The sequence below is a fragment of the Streptomyces sp. NPDC092370 genome, from assembly GCF_044755265.1.
In the GTDB taxonomy this organism is placed as follows: Bacteria; Actinomycetota; Actinomycetes; order Streptomycetales; family Streptomycetaceae; genus Streptomyces.
Window position 1 is genome coordinate 87,145 of record NZ_JBIVQO010000010.1, and the last position, 17,157, is coordinate 104,301.

At 72.9% G+C, this 17,157-nt stretch carries 15 protein-coding genes and 2 pseudogenes; 6 read left to right on the forward strand and 11 right to left on the reverse strand.

Annotated elements, in window-relative coordinates; genetic code table 11:
- The first annotated feature begins 58 nt into the window (after positions 1-58).
- The 4 genes from aspA (at position 59) to ACIQHQ_RS27245 (ending at position 5,570) form a co-directional block, all read left to right on the forward strand.
- Positions 59-1,468, forward strand: coding sequence for an aspartate ammonia-lyase (gene aspA, locus ACIQHQ_RS27230; RefSeq protein WP_402616275.1), 1,410 nt, complete (start codon positions 59-61; stop codon positions 1,466-1,468).
- A 34-nt stretch (positions 1,469-1,502) separates the two neighbouring features.
- Positions 1,503-2,435: a glutaminase gene (locus ACIQHQ_RS27235; RefSeq protein WP_402616278.1), complete on the forward strand. Its 933-nt coding sequence runs from the start codon at positions 1,503-1,505 to the stop codon at positions 2,433-2,435.
- A gap of 361 nt (positions 2,436-2,796) precedes the next feature.
- The gene (gene mptB / locus ACIQHQ_RS27240) at positions 2,797-4,191 is read left to right on the forward strand and encodes a polyprenol phosphomannose-dependent alpha 1,6 mannosyltransferase MptB (protein ID WP_402616281.1); all 1,395 of its coding nucleotides are present in this window, start codon (positions 2,797-2,799) and stop codon (positions 4,189-4,191) included.
- Complete coding sequence (locus ACIQHQ_RS27245) at positions 4,188-5,570, forward strand: glycosyltransferase 87 family protein (protein WP_402616284.1); 1,383 nt, start codon at positions 4,188-4,190, stop codon at positions 5,568-5,570. The genes mptB and ACIQHQ_RS27245 overlap by 4 nt, the downstream gene beginning before the upstream one ends.
- Positions 5,571-5,629: 59 nt before the next feature.
- Here ACIQHQ_RS27245 and ACIQHQ_RS27250 read toward each other — a convergent pair.
- The 4 genes and pseudogenes from ACIQHQ_RS27250 to ACIQHQ_RS27265 form a co-directional block, all read right to left on the reverse strand.
- Positions 5,630-6,490 (reverse strand): annotated as a pseudogene (locus tag ACIQHQ_RS27250) (D-alanyl-D-alanine carboxypeptidase family protein); the annotation flags it as partial.
- 178 nt (positions 6,491-6,668) lie between these two features.
- Entirely contained in the window at positions 6,669-7,811 is a 1,143-nt protein-coding gene (rho, locus tag ACIQHQ_RS27255) for a transcription termination factor Rho (protein WP_402616287.1), read from the reverse strand.
- 262 nt (positions 7,812-8,073) lie between these two features.
- Positions 8,074-8,901, reverse strand: a complete 828-nt coding sequence (locus tag ACIQHQ_RS27260) for a class I SAM-dependent methyltransferase (RefSeq protein WP_402616290.1) — start codon at positions 8,899-8,901, stop codon at positions 8,074-8,076.
- 68 nt (positions 8,902-8,969) lie between these two features.
- Positions 8,970-9,332: a nuclear transport factor 2 family protein gene (locus tag ACIQHQ_RS27265; RefSeq protein ID WP_402616782.1), complete on the reverse strand. Its 363-nt coding sequence runs from the start codon at positions 9,330-9,332 to the stop codon at positions 8,970-8,972.
- Between the two features lie 6 nt (positions 9,333-9,338).
- Here ACIQHQ_RS27265 and ACIQHQ_RS27270 point away from each other — a divergent pair.
- Positions 9,339-9,839, forward strand: a pseudogene (locus tag ACIQHQ_RS27270) (PadR family transcriptional regulator); the annotation flags it as partial.
- Between the two features lie 4 nt (positions 9,840-9,843).
- Positions 9,844-10,575: a class I SAM-dependent methyltransferase gene (locus tag ACIQHQ_RS27275; protein ID WP_402616292.1), complete on the forward strand. Its 732-nt coding sequence runs from the start codon at positions 9,844-9,846 to the stop codon at positions 10,573-10,575.
- Between the two features lie 36 nt (positions 10,576-10,611).
- Here the strand turns inward: ACIQHQ_RS27275 and ACIQHQ_RS27280 are convergent, their stop codons facing one another.
- The 7 genes from ACIQHQ_RS27280 to ACIQHQ_RS27310 form a co-directional block, all read right to left on the reverse strand.
- Positions 10,612-11,433, reverse strand: a complete 822-nt coding sequence (locus ACIQHQ_RS27280; RefSeq protein WP_402616295.1) for an alpha/beta fold hydrolase — start codon at positions 11,431-11,433, stop codon at positions 10,612-10,614.
- Between the two features lie 54 nt (positions 11,434-11,487).
- Entirely contained in the window at positions 11,488-12,297 is an 810-nt protein-coding gene (locus tag ACIQHQ_RS27285; RefSeq protein WP_402616298.1) for a GntR family transcriptional regulator, read from the reverse strand.
- 130 nt (positions 12,298-12,427) lie between these two features.
- Positions 12,428-13,594: a serine hydrolase domain-containing protein gene (locus ACIQHQ_RS27290; RefSeq protein WP_402616301.1), complete on the reverse strand. Its 1,167-nt coding sequence runs from the start codon at positions 13,592-13,594 to the stop codon at positions 12,428-12,430.
- Between the two features lie 112 nt (positions 13,595-13,706).
- Positions 13,707-14,675 carry an acetylxylan esterase gene (locus ACIQHQ_RS27295; protein ID WP_402616304.1) on the reverse strand — a complete coding sequence of 323 codons (969 nt, stop codon included), beginning with the start codon at positions 14,673-14,675 and terminating at the stop codon, positions 13,707-13,709.
- A gap of 248 nt (positions 14,676-14,923) precedes the next feature.
- Positions 14,924-15,508, reverse strand: a complete 585-nt coding sequence (locus ACIQHQ_RS27300; protein WP_402616306.1) for a hypothetical protein — start codon at positions 15,506-15,508, stop codon at positions 14,924-14,926.
- A gap of 210 nt (positions 15,509-15,718) precedes the next feature.
- Positions 15,719-16,474: a ferredoxin reductase gene (locus ACIQHQ_RS27305; protein WP_402616309.1), complete on the reverse strand. Its 756-nt coding sequence runs from the start codon at positions 16,472-16,474 to the stop codon at positions 15,719-15,721.
- A complete protein-coding gene (locus ACIQHQ_RS27310; RefSeq protein WP_402616312.1) occupies positions 16,467-17,072 on the reverse strand; it encodes a sulfite oxidase-like oxidoreductase in 606 nt (201 codons plus the stop codon). The genes ACIQHQ_RS27305 and ACIQHQ_RS27310 overlap by 8 nt, the downstream gene beginning before the upstream one ends.
- Between the last annotated feature and the right edge of the window lie 85 nt (positions 17,073-17,157).

Sequence of the window (17,157 nt, forward strand, 5' to 3'; positions counted from 1 at the left end):
GCCCCTGAAGAGGCGCACACCCACCCTCACTCACCTCCGAAAGAGGACCCTCACCGCCATGACCGCCGCCACCCGCTCCGAGCACGACCTGCTCGGCGACCGTGACGTTCCCGCCGAGGCGTACTGGGGTGTGCACACCCTGCGGGCCACGGAGAACTTCCCCATCACGGGCATGCCCATCTCCGCCTACCCGCACCTGATCGACGCCCTCGCCGCCGTCAAGGAGGCAGCCGCCCTCGCCAACGAGGAACTCGGCCTGCTGGACCCGAAGAAGGCCGCCGCCATCGTCGAGGCCTGCCGCGAGATCCGCGACGGCAAGCTGCACGACCAGTTCGTCGTGGACGTCGTCCAAGGCGGCGCCGGCACCTCCACCAACATGAACGCCAACGAGGTCGTGGCGAACCGGGCGCTGGAACTGCTGGGCCACGCCAAGGGCGAGTACGGGTTCCTGCACCCGAACGAGGACGTCAACCTCGGCCAGTCCACCAACGACGTCTACCCGACCGCCGTCAAGATCGCGACGGTGTTCGCGGTGCGCGGGCTGCTCGACGCGATGTCCCTCCTCCAGGACACGTTCGCGCACAAGGCCGTCGAGTTCCACGACGTGCTCAAGATGGGCCGTACCCAGTTGCAGGACGCCGTGCCCATGACGCTGGGGCAGGAGTTCTCGGCCTATGCCGTCATGCTGGACGAGGACCGGTCCCGCCTTGCCGAGGCCGTCCAGTTGATCCACGAGATCAACCTGGGCGCGACCGCGATCGGCACCGGGCTCAACGCCCCCGCCGGATACGCCGAGGCCGCCCGCCGCCACCTCGCGGCCATCACCGGGCTGCCCCTGGTCACGGCGGCCAACCTGGTCGAGGCGACCCAGGACTGCGGTGCCTTCGTGCAGATGTCGGGCGTGCTCAAGCGCGTCGCCGTGAAGCTGTCCAAGAGCTGCAACGACCTGCGGCTGCTGTCCTCCGGCCCGCGCGCCGGCCTGGGCGAGATCAACCTGCCGCCCGTGCAGGCCGGTTCGTCCATCATGCCCGGCAAGGTCAACCCGGTCATACCCGAGGTCGTCAACCAGGTCGCCTTCGAGGTGATCGGCAACGACGTCACCATCACCATGGCCGCCGAGGCCGGACAGCTCCAGCTCAACGCCTTCGAGCCGATCATCCTGCACTCCCTGTCGGAGTCCATCACGCACCTGCGCAACGCGTGCGTGACCCTGGCCGAGCGCTGCGTGTCCGGCATCACCGCCAACACCGAGGCGCTGCGCACCAGCGTCGAGAACTCCATCGGCCTGGTGACCGCCCTCAACCCGCACATCGGCTACACGGCCGCCACCGACATCGCCAAGGAGGCCCTGGCCACCGGCCGGGGCGTGGCCGAACTGGTCCTGGAGAAGGGCCTGCTGCCCGCCGAGACACTCGCCGGCCTGCTGCGACCCGAGGTCCTGGCGGGCAGCGGCCGGACTCCGGCCTGACCTGCCGAAGCGCACCGGGACCGGCGGAGGGACAATGGTGATCATGACTTCGTCGACGACCTTCCAGCCGGTCCTGGAGCGCATCGCCGAGGAGATCGAGCGAACCCCCGGCCGCGGCCGGCCCGCCGACTACATCCCGGCGCTCGCCGCCTGCGACCCGCGGCGCTTCGGCATGGCCGTCGCCGACCTCGACGGCACCGTGTACGGGGTGGGGGACTGGCGGCAGCCCTTCTCCGCGCAGTCCCTCACCAAGGTCTTCACCCTGGCCCTCGACTTGGCCCGTGAGGGCGACGCCCTGTGGGAGCACGTGGGCCGCGAGCCCTCCGGCAACCCCTTCAACTCCCTGGTGCAGCTGGAGTACGAGAACGGCATCCCGCGCAACCCGTTCATCAACGCCGGTGCCCTCGTCGTCACCGACCGGCTGCACACCCGGACCGGCGACGCCTCGGGTGAACTGCTGGCGTTCCTGCGGACCGAGAGCGGCAATCCGGACCTGACCTTCGACAAGGAGGTCGCCGCCTCCGAGTCCGCCCACGGCGACCGCAACGCCGCGCTCGGCCACTTCATGGCGTCGTACGGCAACATCGACAACCCCGTGCCCACACTCCTCGAGCAGTACTTCCGCCAGTGCTCCATCGCCGCCTCCTGCGCCGACCTCGCCCTCGCCACGAGCTTTCTCGCCCGGCACGGCATCCGCGCCGACGGCACCCGCCTGCTCTCGCGCAGCCAGGCCAAACAGATCAACGCGATCATGCTGACCTGCGGCACGTACGACGCGGCCGGCGACTTCGCCTACCGCGTGGGCCTGCCCGGCAAGAGCGGCGTGGGAGGCGGCATCATCGCGGTCGTCCCGGGCCGCTGCACCCTGTGCGTGTGGAGCCCGGGCCTGGACGAGCGGGGCAACTCGGTGGCGGGCGTGGCGGCGCTCGACCGCTTCACGACCCTGACCGGGCTGTCGGTCTTCTGACCGCCGGTGCCACCCCGCCCGGGGGCTCTCAGCCGAGGAACTCCTCCCGTGCGGGCAGCGACGGGTCCGTGCGCCCCATGAGCGTCATGTGGGTGTGTCCGGGAGGACCGTCAGCCGGGCGCCGGGGATCAGGCCCGCATCTCGGCGGCGTGCCTCTCCAGGCCGTTGAGCTTCGCGTAGGCCGAGTCGCCGGTCATCAGGAGCCCGTCCGTTCATCGGTGCGCTGATGCCGGTGGGACTCTCGCCGCGGCGGGAACTCATCGGCCGGCGATCACCGGCCGGTCACGAGCAGGCCGCCCCGCGGAGAGCGGAGCGTCCCCTTCCGGCCATCCGCCGTTGACACGCTGACCGAGTGTTGGCCATGGCTTTTCCCGTCGATCTCCGCCGCTGCCAGATACTCGGTCTGGCCGGTACCGCCTGCCTCGCCCTGGGCGGTGAGACGGCCGGTGCCCTGCCCGTGGCGGACCTCCTCCACCCGGCTTCCGTTCACGCCGCCCTCGGACTGGTCGGGGTGTACTTCGGCGTCGTCCTGCTGATCGCGGCCTGGGCGCTGCTGGGCCGGGTGGTCCGCGGTCCCGGACCACCCGCTCCCCGCGCCCTGCTGCTCGTCCTCGCCACCTGGGCGGCCCCGCTGCTGCTCGCCCCGCCGCTGTTCAGCCGGGACGTCTACAGCTACCTCGCCCAGGGCGCGATGGTCGAGGCGCACATGGACGTGTACGTGCACGGGCCGTCCCGCCTCGGCGGTCCGCTCGCCGACGAGGTCGCCCCGCTGTGGCGGCACACCGGCGCCCCGTACGGCCCGGTGTTCCTCGCCGTCGCGGCGGCGCTGTCGGGTCCGACCCGCGGCGAACTGCCCGCCGGAGTGTTCGGCATGCGGCTCGTCGCCCTCGCCGGCGTGGCCTTGATGGCGGCCGCGCTGCCCCGCCTCGCGCGGCACAACGGTGCCGACCCGTCCGCCGCGCTGTGGCTCGGCGCCCTCAACCCGCTCGTTGTGCTGCATCTGATCGCGGGCGCCCACAACGACGCCGTCATGCTGGGTCTGCTCGGTGTCGGCCTGGTGGCGGCGCTCGGCCGGTGGCCGGTTCTCGGAGCCGTCCTCGTCACCCTCGCCGCCCTGGTCAAGGCGCCCGCCGTGCTCGGACTCGCCGCCGTCGTCGTCCTTCAGGTCCGCGCGGGCCGCGGCCCGGCCAAGGCCCTCGTGACCACCACGGCCGCGGCAGCGGCGACCACCGTCGCCGCGACGGCCGCGGCCGGCACCGGATACGGCTGGGTCGGCGCCCTCAACACCCCTGTCTCGCCCCAGAACTGGGCCCTGACCACGCTCCTCGGCCGCGCCACCCGGGCCCTGCTGGAACATCTGGGCAGCGATCTCGCGCCCCTGGCCGTCCCCGCCTGGCACGCGCTGGGCATCGTGGCCGCCGCGGTCGTGATCGTGCTGACCTGGCTGCGGCTGCGCCCCCGGCCGGTGTACGCGCTCGGCCTGTCCCTGGCGGCGGTGGCCGCGCTCGGCCCGGCGATCCGCCCCTGGTACGCGCTGTGGGGCCTGTTCCTCATCGCCGCCGCCACGCCCAGTACGTCCGTACGCCATCGTATGGCGGCGGTGACCGGGGTGCTCGCACTGTGCGTCCTGCCCAGCGGAGGCCCGGCGGACACGGGGCAGCTCGTGCTCGCCGTCTCCGGCGGCGCCCTCGCGGTCGTCGTGCTGTGGCAGGCCCACCAGGCCGAGCTCGCCCCGGTGCCGGGACGCCCGGCATGACCCCGGCCCTGCCGCGCACCGACCGGGGCCGGCTGCTGCTGGTGCTCGCCCTCGCCACGCTGGTGACCGCCTTCACCGCGACCGTGCCCCTGCTGCGCGACTGGTTCGACCTGCGCGTCTACTACGGCAGCATCGACGCCTGGGTCCACCACGGCGGCCGCCTCTACGACTACCGGGTGCCCGGCACGCCGTACGGCTTCACCTACCCGCCGTTCGCCGCGGTCGCCATGCTGCCGATGGCCCTGCTCGGCCCCCACGCCGCGATCGCCGTCACCCTGCTGCTCAACCTGGCCGCCCTGGCCGTGATCCTGTGCCTGCTCGCCGGATCGGACCGGCGGCGCCCCGGCTGGTTCGGCTGGGCCCTGATCGCCTGTCTGCTCGCCCTTTTCGAACCGCTTCGCGACACCGTCAGCTTCGGCCAGGTCAACCTTCCGCTCCTGGCCCTCGTCCTCGTCGACGCGACGCTGCTCGCCACCGGGCGCGGACGCCTGGCGGGTGCCGGCATCGGGCTCGCGGCGGCGGTCAAGCTCACGCCCGCCCTGTTCATCGGCCTGCTCCTGGTGGCCCGACAGTGGCGCGGGGCCGCTGTCGCCACCGCGGTCGCCCTCGCGGCGACGGCGGTGGCGGCGGGGGTGGCCCCGGAGGCCTCGCGCTTCTACTGGACCGAGGCGCTGTGGGACACCGACCGCGTCGGACGTCTCGGCTACGTCTCGAACCAGTCGGTGCAGGGCATCCTGGCCCGGCTCGGCGAACCGGACCGCGCGGTGTGGGCGGTCGCGGTCCTGCTGGTCCTCGGGGTGTGGGCGCTGCGGACGCGCCGGGCGGTCGCCGTGGCGGACTGGACGGCTGCGTTCGCCCTGACCGGCCTCGCCGCCTGTCTCGTCAGCCCGATCACCTGGGTGCACCATCTCGTGTGGCTGCTGCCGTCCTTCGCGGTGCTGGTCCGCGCGGGGCGCCTCCGGGTCGCGGGCGTCCTGTACGCGGTGCTGTGCACCAGCGTCGTGTGGCTGTGGTTCGACGACGCGTCCGGTGTCGACGGGTTCCTGGGCGGCAACACCTACGCCTGGATCACCCTGGGGTTGCTGCTGTGGCTGCCGGTGGGTCAGTCCCGACCGGGTCTGCGGACCGGAAGCCGCAGCACCAGTACCACGACGGCCGCGCCCGTGCCGGCGGCACCCGCGATCAGCCCCGCCTCCGTCCAGGCGAAATCGGGTTCCTCCGGGACGGCCGCCGCGACGGCGGGCGGCGGCGTCGCCGGCCTGGCCGGGGTCGGCGGCGCGCCGAGCGAGCCCACCGCCCGGACCTTCCCGGACGACGTGAAGCCCCAGTCGAGCAGCGAGCGCGCCTCCTCGTACACGGTGGAGCCGCCGCCCTCCTGAGGGTTCATCACCGTCACGATCAGGGTGCGCCCGTCCCGCCGCGCCGCGGCCACGAGCGTGCTGCCGGCCTTGCTGGTGTATCCGTTCTTGATGCCGATCAGCCCGCGGTACGGTTTCACGCCCCGGTCGCCGCTCAGCAGCCGGTTGGTGTTGCGGATCGGGTACGACCAGCTGGCGCCGCCGGGGAACCTGGCCTCGACCGTGGCGCAGTAGCGGGCGAAGTCGGGGTTGCGCAGCCCGGCCCGGCCGAAGACCGCCAGGTCGTACGCCGACGACACCTGGCCCGGTGCGTCGTAGCCGTCGGGTGAGACCACGTGGGTGTCGAAGGCGCCGAGGGACAGGGCCTTGGCCTGCATCCTCTCGGCGGTGAGCCGCCAGCCGCCGTTGAGCTCGGCCAGGACGTGCACGGCGTCGTTGCCCGAGTTGAGGAAGACACCGCGCCACAGGTCGCCGATCCGGTACGTACGGCCCTCGGCGACACCGACCAGGCTGCTGCCGGCACCGATGCCCCGCAGCTCCCGCTCCCGGACCGTGTGGCGGATGCCCGCCGGCAGCCCGGGCAGCACGGTGAGGGCGAACAGGGTTTTCAGGGTGCTCGCCGGGGGCAGCTTGCGATGGGCGTTGTGGGCGGCCAGCACCTCGCCGGTGCGGGCGTCGGCCACCAGCCAGGAGAGGGCGGAGAGCTGCGGGACACGGGGCGCTCCGGCGCGCGGACGGACCTGGGTGCCGGCTCGGTACAGCAGCGAGGGGTGTGGGGCCGCGGCCCTCGGCCCGCCCGGCGGAGTGGGCTCGGCCCCGCCGGGATCGGCCGCCGCCGTGGGCATCAGCGCCAGGAGCCCTGCCACGCAGAGCGCACCGGCCGACACGGCCACCCGGGAAGAGAATCCGTTGATCATATGATCAACGTAGAAAACGGACATGCTTCCCGCGGTGTCGACGGGGCCGCGTTCCCCGCGCCAGCACCCGGATGGATGATCGTGCCCGGCTCTCCGCCCGTCCGTCGCGTCCTCGGTGACCGCGCCACGGCCCGGATCGACCCGCCCTCGGCACCGTGGACGGACGCGTCCTCGACTGCTCGCCGGCTCCCCGGGGGTCCCGTCAGGCCGAGGGCAGGGTCGGCCGGACGCGCCGCAGGAACGTCGCGTTGTCCGGCGTCTCGCGCATGCGCTCCAGGAGGGTCTCCAGGCCACCCTGCCCGTCGCGGCCCTGCAGCACGCGCCGCAGCCCGTGGACGGCCGTCAACTCGGCTGGGCGCAGCAGGAGTTCCTCCCGGCGGGTGCCGGAGGGGGTGATGTCGACGGCCGGGAACACACGTCGGGACGCCGGGTCCCGGCTCAGGCGGAGTTCCATGTTGCCGGTGCTCTTCAGTTCCTCGAAGTAGAAGTCGTCGGCCCGGGAGCCGGTCTCCACCAGAGCGGTCGCGAGGATCGTGAGCGAACCGCCCTCCTCGGCCGACCGCGCGGCACCGAAGAACCGCTTGGGGCCGGTCAGGGCGGACGCGTCGACACCCCCGGTGAGGATGCGGCCGCCGGACGCGGCCGCGTTGTTGTGGGCCCGGCACAGCCGGGTCAGGGAGTCGAGGAGGACGACGACGTCCTCGCCGGCCTCGACGAGCCGTTTGGCGCGCTCGATCACCAGGTCGGCGAGAGCGATGTGCTGTTCGGCGCTGCGGTCGAAGGTCGAGGCGTAGACCTCGCCCCGCACGCAGCGCCGCATGTCGGTGACTTCCTCGGGCCGCTCGTCGAGCAGCAGCATCATCAGACGGCACTCGGGGTGGTTGCCGCTGACGGCGGCCGCGATCTGCTGGAGAAGGACGGTCTTGCCGGTCTTGGGCGGGGCCACGAGAAGTCCTCGCTGGCCTTTGCCGACCGGCGCGATGAGGTCGACGACGCGTCCGGCCAGTCCGGCGGCGGGGTGCTCGAACCGCAGGCGTTCGTGCGGGTGCAGCGGCGTCAGGTCATGGAAGTGGCGGCGGCCGTGCAGGTCCCCGGGTGTGCGGTGGTCGATCCGTGTGACGTCGGTCAGGGCGCGCCGGTCGCCGGGCACGCCCTCGACGAAGTCGCCCTTGCGCAGGCCGTACCGGCGGATCAGTGCGGGGGAGACCGCGGCGTCGGCGGGTGTGGGCAGGCAGTTCTCGGGGCGCAGGTGTCCCCTTCCGTTCGCGTCGATGTCGAGGACGCCGGACACCGTCCGGGCTGGGGACTGCTGCCGCGCGGACGGCTGTTCGAGTGTGGTGGTCATGGTGGGGGTGTCCTTTCACGGACGGCAGGCATGAGACATGCGAAGGCAAGGGGGGAGAGGGCCGCGAGGGAGGGCCGGTGGCACGCCTCCGGGCGGCGGGAAACAGCGCTTCGGATACGACGGAACACGTCGACGACGCTGGAAATGAAGGAGAGAGGTGAGGAACCGGCACCGGCGCCCACGAGGAGGGGCGTGCACGAGTGCTCCTCGGAGCGTACCACCGACGGCGGTGGATATGGGCAGTCCGCCTCGGTGGGCTACCTCAGCGGGTGGCCAGCAGCCCGTACAGCAACGGGATCCGCGGCTCGGGCAACCGCCACCAGCCGGACTCCGTACGGACCATCCGCGCCCAGCGGGGCCAGGGAAGTTCGTCGCCTTCCCGCAGTCGCCGCACGGCGAGTCCCGCATCCGTCAACGCGTTGACGACCTCGCCCATTCCGTGCATCCACTCGTAACTGTCCGTGGCGCCCTCGACGGCCGGGCCGTCCGTGTAGGTGTGGGTCCCGTCGCGGCGCACCGGGCCCGCGCCGCCCAGGTAGTCGTGGCGCAGCAGCAGCTCGGGGCCCTCGTCCGGCGCGGGCTTCGGCCCGAGCGAGTTGAGCAGCGGGTGGAACTCGACGACGTACAACCGCCCGCCGGGGCGCAGGAGCCGGCCGATGACCTCCGCCCACCGGTCCAGGTCGGGGAGGTAGCACAGCGCGCCCTTGCCGGTGTAGACGACGTCGAACCGCCGCCCGTCCAGGGCCTCGACAGCGTCGTACACGTTCGCCCGGACGTACGTCACGTCCGCGCCGGCCTTCGCCGCGATGTCCTGGGCGGCCGCCACGGATGCCTCGGAGAAGTCGAGACCGACGGCCCGGGCGCCGCGCCGCGCGAAGGCGATCGTCTCCGTGCCGAGGTGACACTGCAGATGCAGCACATCACGCCCGGCCAGCTCGCCGAGGTCCTCCCACTCGAACGGGGCGAACCAGCGCTCCGGATCGGGGTCCTGGTCGAGACCGTAGAACCGGCTGGCGAGGTGGACGGGCGTGCGGGCGTCCCAGTTCGCCTGGTTGGCCCGCATCAGCCGGTCGTGCTCGGCGGACGTCATGGGGACATCCAACCCTGAACCGGCCGCGGGCGCCGGGAGAACGTGGGAAAGGTCGCAGGACCTGTCGCTCAGAGCGAGCGGGTCCGCGCTGCCTCGGCGATCCGCTCGAACTGCTCGCCCATGGCCGCCGCCAGCGCCTGGGTCGCGGACAACGGGCGCACCGTCACCGTGAGTTCGTCGATGAGCCCGTTGTCGTCGACGTGGATGAAGTCGCAGCCGTCGATCTCACGGTCGCCCACCCGCGCGGTGAAGACCAGGGCGTGGTCGCGGCCTTTCGCGTCGTTGATCTCGCGCACGTAGCGGAAGTTCTTGAAGACCCCGGACGCCGCGCGCGGGATCGCCGCCGTGATCGCCTTTCCGGCGTACGGCTTGAACACCACCGGGCTGGTGAAGACGACGTCCGGCGCCAGCAGCGCCTCGGCGGCGTCGATCGAGGCACCAAGGTGTTCGACGTGTCGCTGGCCAACTTCTGGGCCTGCACCCCGCAGCAGCTCCACCGGGAACTGGAGCGCCTCGCACAGGACGGGCTGATCGAGGCCAGGGTGGTGCGCCAGGAACGGCGGCCCGGCCAACGCATGTTCACGCTGACCGAGGCCGGTCGCGAGGACCTGCGCACCTTCGCCGCCACGCCGCCCCGGCGGCCGACCGCCATCCGCGACGAACTCCGCATCAAGATCCAGGCGATGGACGGCGCGGACCCCGGGGCGACGCGTGCGCTGGTCGAGGAGCGCGCCACGTGGGCCCGCGCCGAGCTCGCCCGCTACCTCCGCGTCCGCGAGCGCCTCCTGGCCGGCCGCGGCGAGGAGGAGTACCTGCGAGAGGCCGACCGTGTCGGCCCGTACCTCACCCTGATGCGAGGCATCGGCTTCGAGGAGGAGAACCTCCGCTGGTGCGAACGCGTCCTCACCGCCCCGCGGCAGCGGGCTCGCCTAGGCTGAGCCGATGTTCAGCCCCGAAGGACCCCGTCTGCGCGAGCTCGCCGTCCAGGCGCTGTCGTCCGTCGAGCACGGTTACGACCTCCTCGCGCCGAAGTTCGACCACACGCCGTTCCGGACTCCCGACGCCGTCCTCGACGCCGTCGGGTCCGCCCTGCGGCGGACGGGGCGCTTCGGCGCCGGGCTCGACCTGTGCTGCGGCACCGGCGCGGGCGCCGGCGTCCTCGCGCGACTGTGCGAGGAACGGGTCACGGGCGTCGACTTCAGCGCGGGCATGCTCGACGTCGCACGGGAGCGGATCGGGCCGCAGGGTCCGCCGGTCTCCTGGGTCCGGGCCGACGCGCGCGCCCTGCCCTTCGCGGCGGCCTTCGACCTGGTGGTGAGCTTCGGGGCCTTCGGGCACTTCCTGCCCCGCGAACTGCCCGGACTGTTCACGCAGGTCCGCTCCGTCCTGCGGCCGGGCGGCTGCTTCGCGTTCCCGCTGGTCGCCCCGCCCCGCCCGGCCTCCCTCGGCTACTGGACGCTGCTGGGCTTCGACACCGTGATGCGGGTGCGCAACGCGCTCTGGCGGCCTCCGTTCGTCATGTACTACCGCGCGTTCCGCCTCGGGGACGTACGGCGCGAACTCGCCGCGGCCGGCTTCCGGGTGGAGCTCCAGGCGCTGGAGGAGTTCGGGCGGCGCCCGGACGGGAGCCCGCGGGTGCGGCTCGTCACGGCCCATCTGCCGGACACCCCGTAGGCCCCGCTACGACGCCGCCCCCGCGACAGGTGCTCGTCAGCCGCGCAGGAAGTCCAGCAGATCGTCGTTGAACGCCTTCTCGAAGTCGCCGACCAGGCCGTGCGGGGCGCCCGGGTACACCTTCAGCGTCGCGTCCTTCACGAGCTGGGACGTCCGGTGGGCCGAGGCGGCGATCGGCACGATCTGGTCGTCGTCCCCGTGCGCGACGAGCGTCGGCACGTCGATGCGCCGCAGGTCCTCGGTGAAGTCGGTCTCGGAGAACTGTGCGACGCAGTCGTAGGCTCCCTTCAGTCCGGCCTGCATGCTCCACATCCAAAACGTCCGCCGTGCGCCCTCCGACACGGTGGCGCCGGGCCGGTTGAAGCCGTAGAAGCTCTCGCTCAGCTCCCAGTAGAAGCGCGCGCGGTCGGCCGCGACGCCGGCGCGGATCCCGTCGAAGACGTCCTTCGGTGTGCCCTGCGGGTTGGCCTCGGTCCGCAGCATCAGCGGCGGCACCGCACCCAGCAGCACGACCTTCGCGACCCGTGCGGTCCCGTGCCGCCCGATGTAGCGGGCCACCTCCCCGCCGCCGGTCGAATGGCCGACCAGGACCGCGTCGTTGAGGTCCAGCGCCTCGATCAGCTCGGCCAGGTCGTCAGCGTAGCGGTCCATGTGGTTGCCGTGCCAGGGCTGGCCCGAGCGGCCGTGCCCGCGCCGGTCGTGGGCGATCGCCCGGAAGCCGTGCTCGGCGACCAGCCGGGCCTGCCCGTCCCATGTGTCCGCGTTGAGGGGCCAGCCGTGGCTGAACACGACGGGCTGCCCCTCACCCCAGTCCTTGTAGTAGAGCTCGGTTCCGTCGGACGTCGTGAACGTGGTCATGGGAATCCTCTCGGGGTCGCGTGGGGGAGCCGTGCCGTGTCTCGATGATCTCCGTCATTTCCCGGAACCCGCGCCGGCAGTCCGCCGAACGGGTGACCGGCGCTGATCGCCCCGGGGTGCCGGTGCACGGCCCGGCAGAGTGAACTCGTAGACCAGCGCCTCCTGTTGGGCGTCCACCACGAGGTCGGTGATCTCCAGGGGGCGGTCGTACTGGTCGTGCACCCGCCTGGTGACCCGCACCGACGGCGTGCTCCCGAGGGGGGTGATGGCATCGCGGTGGTGCAGGGTCAGGCCGGCCCGGCGCATCCAGTCGTAGGTCCGCCGCAGGTGCGCGGCGGCGGAGCCGTCGGCGCGGTCGCGGTAGCGAGACAGTTCCTCCACCTCGGCGAGCGCCACGGCGGAGAACGACGTCACCGCGGTGCGCAGCCCGCGTCCGTCGGCGGTCGCGCACCGGTAGCGGTGGATCAGGGTCGGGCGGCCGGGGGCCAGATCCAGGGCCTCGGCGTGGTCCGCCGGGGGTGCTTCCCAGGTGACGGTGGCCCGGGCGACGGTGCCCGGGGTCGCGGCCCGGGCGCCGACGGGGAAGGTGAGCGACGCCGGGGTCTCGACCGGTAGGCCCGGCAGGGTGGCGTGGCTGCCGCGCCGGTCGGTGGCGACGAGGCCGTCGCGGCGGAGCAGCTCCAGCGCCTGCCGTACGGTCTCCCGGCTGACCCCGAAGTGTTCGGCCAGTCGTCGCTCCCCGGGCAGCCGTTCACCGGGCGGGACGGTGCCGTCGCGCAGTTCGCCGAGCAAGTCCGTCGCGATCCGCCGGTACAGGGGCTCTGCCTCGGCCGACGGGTGGTCGTGCGGGGTGGTGCGGGCCATGCCGCCCCTCCTGTCGGTGACGTGCGGTAGCCGTACGGGCTCGGTGCGCCACCAGATCTAGCATTGGTCTAAACCAGTTGGGAAGGGCGGCTGGGTGGTTCGGCCGAAACCGGCCCGCCCGCGCCCGCCCTCACAGCGCGCTGTACAGGGCGTCGACCAGGGCCGTCTTCCGCGGGTCGTTGGCGATATGAGGGCCCATCCGGTTCATCACATAGCCGAGGGACACTCCCGCCTCGGGGTCGGCGAGCCCGCAGGAGCCGCCGAAGCCGTCGTGTCCGAAAGCACGCGGGTTGGGTCCGTAGGAGCCGTCGGATCCGCTGAGCCAGAGTCCGAGCCCCGCTTCCGTCTTGTGCTCGAAGCCGGCGCCGAGCACCAGATCCCGGCAGCTGCCCTGCCCCTCGCGCACCCGCTCGGCCCCCTCGCGGGACAGCAGGCGATGCCCTCCGTGGGAACCGAGCCCCGCGAAGACGCCGTACAGCGACGCGACCGCACGCGCGGTGCCGTGCCCGTTCGCCGCAGGGATCTCGGCGGCCCGCCACTCGGGTGTGCCGGCCACCGCGGCCGACACCGCCGGGTTCGTCAGCGCGGCGATCGCCGCGGGCGCCAACTGGGCGAAGACGGCTGCCTGTTCGCTGCTCGCCGTCACCGCCGGCTGGACCAGCTCGGCCGCCCGGCCGAAGTCCCGCACCGGCAGGCCGATGCGGAAGTCGGCATCGAGCGGCCCCGTCACCTCCCGCGCGAGGAAAGCCCCCGGCCGCAGCCCCGACACCCGCCGGACGACCTCGCCGACCAGATGGCCGTAGGTCAGCGCGTGATAACCGGACCGGGTGCCCGGTTCCCACCACGGTTCGGTCGCCGCGAGCCGCTGTGTGGTCAGCTCCCAGTCGCAGAGCTGCTCCAGCGAGTGCGGCTCCCGCAGGCCTGCCAGACCGGCGCGGTGGGACAGCAGATGCCGGACGAGAACCTTCTCCTTGCCCGCCGCGGCGAACTCGGGCCAGTACACGGCCACCGGCGCGTCCAGGTCCAGCAGTCCCCGGTCGGCGAGGAGGTGCGCGCACAGCGCCACCGGGCCCTTGGTCGTGGACCACACGTTGACCAGCGTGTCCCGTTCCCACGGCCGGGAGCGCGCCGCGTCCGCCCAGCCGCCCCACAGATCCACCACGGTCACGCCGCCGACGGTGACGGCCACCGCGGCGCCCAGTTCGCCCCGCTCCCGGAAGTTCTCCTCGAACGCCCCGCGTACCGCGGTGAACGGCGGGTCGCAGTGACCGTGCACCTGTGTCTCGTTCCCGGACATGAGCCACCTTTACCGACGGTCTTCCGCCCGGACGGCAGTGTCGCGGTCCGGGCGCGATGAACGTACCGACTGGTCGGACCGGGAGGAAGCCCGTCGGGTGGGAACGGCCGGATCATATGTACGAGCGCATCCAGCGCAGTTTGGCCGCCTCCTGGAAGGGCCCGCCGCCCTCGTGGTCGTTGAAGTCGTAGACCTCGATCGTCTTGTCCTCGTGGCTCCAGGCGTTGAAGGCCGCGAAGACGGTCGAGGGCGGGCAGGTCTGGTCCTCCAGCGCGGCCGAGAAGAGTGCGGGGGCCCGGCCGCGGGCGGCGAAGTGGACGCCGTCGAAGTACGACACCGTGCGCAGGGCGTCCTCGGAGCGGCCGCGGTGCGTCTTGAGGTAGAGGCCGATCTCCCGGTACGGCTGCCGGTCCGTGATCGTCGTCGCGCGCGGGAAGTCGCACAGGAACGGCACGTCCGGCGCGATGCCCGCCAGGTCCGGGACCAGGCCGCCGACCGCGATCGTGATGCCGCCGCCCTGGCTTGTACCGACGGCCACCGTGCGCGCCGGGTCGGTGAGGGGGTGTGAGCGGGCCGCCTCCACCGCACGCACCGCGTCCGTGTAGACGCGGCGGTAGTAGTAGTTCTCCGGGGCGTCGATGCCGCGCGTCATGAAACCGGGGTACGCGGGCGCACCGCCCACCGGGTCCGCCGTGCCGCCGCCCCCGCCCCAGACGCTGCCCTGCCCACGGGTGTCCATCACGAAGTGCGCCCGGCCCGAGGACGCCCAGAGCAGGTGCTCGTGCGGGAGGCCGCGCCCGCCGCCGTAACCGACGAACTCCACGACCAGCGGCAGCGGGCCGTCCGCCCCGGCCGGCAGGATCAGCCAGCCCTTGACCGGATGGCCGCCGAAGCCCGCGTACGTCACGTCGAACACCTGCACGGTGGACAGGCCCGTGTCGACCGGTTCGAAGCGGGCGTCCAGGTCGTGCCGGCGCGCCTCCTGGAGCGTCCCGGACCAGAACGCGTCGAAGTCCTCCGGCTCGGTGGCCGCGCTGCGGTACGCGCGGAGTTCATCGAGAGGAAGGTCGAACAGGGCCATGCGGGACCACCTTGGGTGAGGAGCGACTACGGGGCGGTGCGGGTGATCACACTACGGCGGTGGTCGGAGGACCGGCCAGGGCCTTGTGGGGGTCCGCCTGTGGAGTGCTGCCCGATCGGAGCGGTTGATGCCCTGGTCACGGGCCTGGGAGCGTGATCACGGGCCTGGGTGCCGCAGGCCGTCTCGGACGCGGGTGATCGGGTCACCTGGCGTTCGTGGGGGAGTACGGCCGTCCGGACGCTGCCGCGTCATGCGCGGCGGTGCGTCCACTGCGGTTCCGTGCGAGCCCATGCCCGGTCCCACTCGGCCAGGCGCCGGCGCAGCGCCACCCGGCGGACGAGGAAGTGGCCGAGGAGCACCACGAGCACCGCACCGCCCGCGGCGCAGGTACCGAAGGTGAGGGTGTGCTGCCAGACGGCCGTGTCGTCCACCGGCGGCATCACGTTCCGCCCCTGCCGGTCGAACCAGACATCCACGGTCTCGCCCCGCCGGGTGTCCGCGGGGACCCGAACCGTGCTGGTGCGCGTGCCTCCGCCCGATTCCGTCCAGCGCACGGTCGCCCGGTATAGGTGCTGCCCGCCCGCCTGCACCGACGGCAGCGGGTCGCCCTTCCTACCGACCACCTCGGCCCGGACACGATGTCGTTCGGCCCGCTGCTCCGCCGACACCGACCGAGCCTCACCGTGCGCCCATGAGCCGGCCACCACCGCCGCCAGGGGAGCGCCCACGACGATGAGGACGGCGACCACCAGCAGCGTCCACGCCTCGACGACATCCGACCGGCGCCGCAGCGGACTGCGCCGCCAGCGCCAGCCGCGCACCCTGGTTCGCATGCCCACCTCCTCGCCCTCACCACGGCCGGGGCCGGACCGGCTGCGGTGCGCCGCCGCTTCCTCCGAGTCACGCGCGCGTGCGAGTGCCCACACCGACGGGGTACCCCCTCCCGCGCCCCTCGATCGCTCCGGGGCAGTGCGGACGGGAGGAACGGCGTGCCGGACCGCCCCCGGCGGGGTGCCCGGCGCGACCACGGCGAAACAGCGAGGTCAGCCGAAACGCTCGATCCGGATCCGGTGCACCGGCTGCCCGGCCGCCACGAGCAGCCGGGAGGCGTGCTCGGCGAAGGAGTTGGAGCCGCACACATAGGCCTCCCACCCACCGGAAGGCTGCTGGGTCACGAGCGGCGCCACATGTGCGGCCGCCATACGTCCCACCGCAGCACCCTCCGGCGCGCTCCGGGTGAAGACGGGCGTCGTCTCGGCGCCGAGCTCCCCGGCGTAGATGAGCTCCTCGGGGCTGCGGGCGGACACCACCAGCCGCAGCGGCACGGTCAGATTCCGGCCCCGGTGGTGGCGGACCATCGACATCAGCGGTACGACGCCGGAGCCGGCGCCGATGAGCAGGGCGGGCCGGTCCCCGGGCCAGGCGAAGAACCCGCTCACCGGGCCCCGCACCTCGACCCGGTCGCCGGGCCGGGCGACGGTGTGGAACCAGCCCGAGACCTCGCCGCCCTCGATGTGATCCAGGGTCAGCTCGACATGCCCCGAGTCGTCCGGCGCGGACGCGATCGAGTAGTGGCGCTGGGCCGCGTAGCCGTCCTCGGCGGTCAGCCGCACCATCAGGTGCTGGCCGGGCAGATGCCCCGGCCAGCCGGGCACGGCGAGCCGGAAGGTGGCGGCGCGGGGGGTCTCGCGGCGGATCTCGGTGAGCGTGGCGGTCCGCCACCGGGAGGCGGCCTGCTCGCTCACCTCGATGCGCCCGGGCACGGCGAACCGCGTGGGAGGCACGAAGGTCTCAGTCACCGGAGTACCTCTGCTCCTCCCACGGGTTGCCCCGTTCGTGATAACCGTTCTGCTCCCAGAAGCCCGGCTCGTCGTGGTCGAGGATCCGCAGGCCGGCGATCCACTTGGCGCTCTTCCAGAAGTACAGGTGCGGCACCAGCAGCCGTGCCGGGCCGCCGTGCTCGGGGGCGAGGGGCCTTCCGCCGTACTCCCAGGCGATCCACGCGCGCCCCCCGGTCAGGTCGGCGAGCGGGAGATTGGCCGTGTAACCGGTGTGCGAGTAGGCGACGGCATGGGTGGCCGATGCCTGGGGCCGGACCACGTCCAGGAACGCGTCCAGGGACACGCCCGAGAAACGCACCCCGAACTTCGACCAGCTCGTCACGCAGTGGATGGCGCCCTCGTACGCCGACGGCGGCAGCCGGTGCGCCTCCTCCCAGTCCCAGGTGCGGGGCTCGGCCACCAGCCCGTCGATGCGGAAGCTCCAGTCGGCGGGTGCCAGCTCCGGAGTGACCTCGGCGGACAGGACGGGCCAGTCGTCGCCGGCGTCGTACTGGCCGGGCGGCAGTCCGGGATCGGCGACGCGCGGGCGCCCGGTGAAGCCTCGGGTGATGTGCATGCGGTGGTGCCTCCAGGCCGGGCCGACGGTGCCCCGCCGAACCGGTGTACTCAGTGTTTGCGTATTCAACCGTACGTGCGGGGGT

Bases quoted from the DNA above. Each gene is read 5' to 3' on its own strand.
- aspA (WP_402616275.1), top strand. From the start codon at position 59: ATGACCGCCGCCACCCGCTCCGAGCACGACCTGCTCGGCGACCGTGAC.
- ACIQHQ_RS27235 (WP_402616278.1), top strand. From the start codon at position 1,503: ATGGTGATCATGACTTCGTCGACGACCTTCCAGCCGGTCCTGGAGCGC.
- mptB (WP_402616281.1), top strand. From the start codon at position 2,797: ATGGCTTTTCCCGTCGATCTCCGCCGCTGCCAGATACTCGGTCTGGCC.
- ACIQHQ_RS27245 (WP_402616284.1), top strand. From the start codon at position 4,188: ATGACCCCGGCCCTGCCGCGCACCGACCGGGGCCGGCTGCTGCTGGTG.
- rho (WP_402616287.1), bottom strand. From the start codon at position 7,811: ATGACCACCACACTCGAACAGCCGTCCGCGCGGCAGCAGTCCCCAGCC.
- ACIQHQ_RS27260 (WP_402616290.1), bottom strand. From the start codon at position 8,901: ATGACGTCCGCCGAGCACGACCGGCTGATGCGGGCCAACCAGGCGAAC.
- ACIQHQ_RS27275 (WP_402616292.1), top strand. From the start codon at position 9,844: ATGTTCAGCCCCGAAGGACCCCGTCTGCGCGAGCTCGCCGTCCAGGCG.
- ACIQHQ_RS27280 (WP_402616295.1), bottom strand. From the start codon at position 11,433: ATGACCACGTTCACGACGTCCGACGGAACCGAGCTCTACTACAAGGAC.
- ACIQHQ_RS27285 (WP_402616298.1), bottom strand. From the start codon at position 12,297: ATGGCCCGCACCACCCCGCACGACCACCCGTCGGCCGAGGCAGAGCCC.
- ACIQHQ_RS27290 (WP_402616301.1), bottom strand. From the start codon at position 13,594: ATGTCCGGGAACGAGACACAGGTGCACGGTCACTGCGACCCGCCGTTC.
- ACIQHQ_RS27295 (WP_402616304.1), bottom strand. From the start codon at position 14,675: ATGGCCCTGTTCGACCTTCCTCTCGATGAACTCCGCGCGTACCGCAGC.
- ACIQHQ_RS27300 (WP_402616306.1), bottom strand. From the start codon at position 15,508: ATGCGAACCAGGGTGCGCGGCTGGCGCTGGCGGCGCAGTCCGCTGCGG.
- ACIQHQ_RS27310 (WP_402616312.1), bottom strand. From the start codon at position 17,072: ATGCACATCACCCGAGGCTTCACCGGGCGCCCGCGCGTCGCCGATCCC.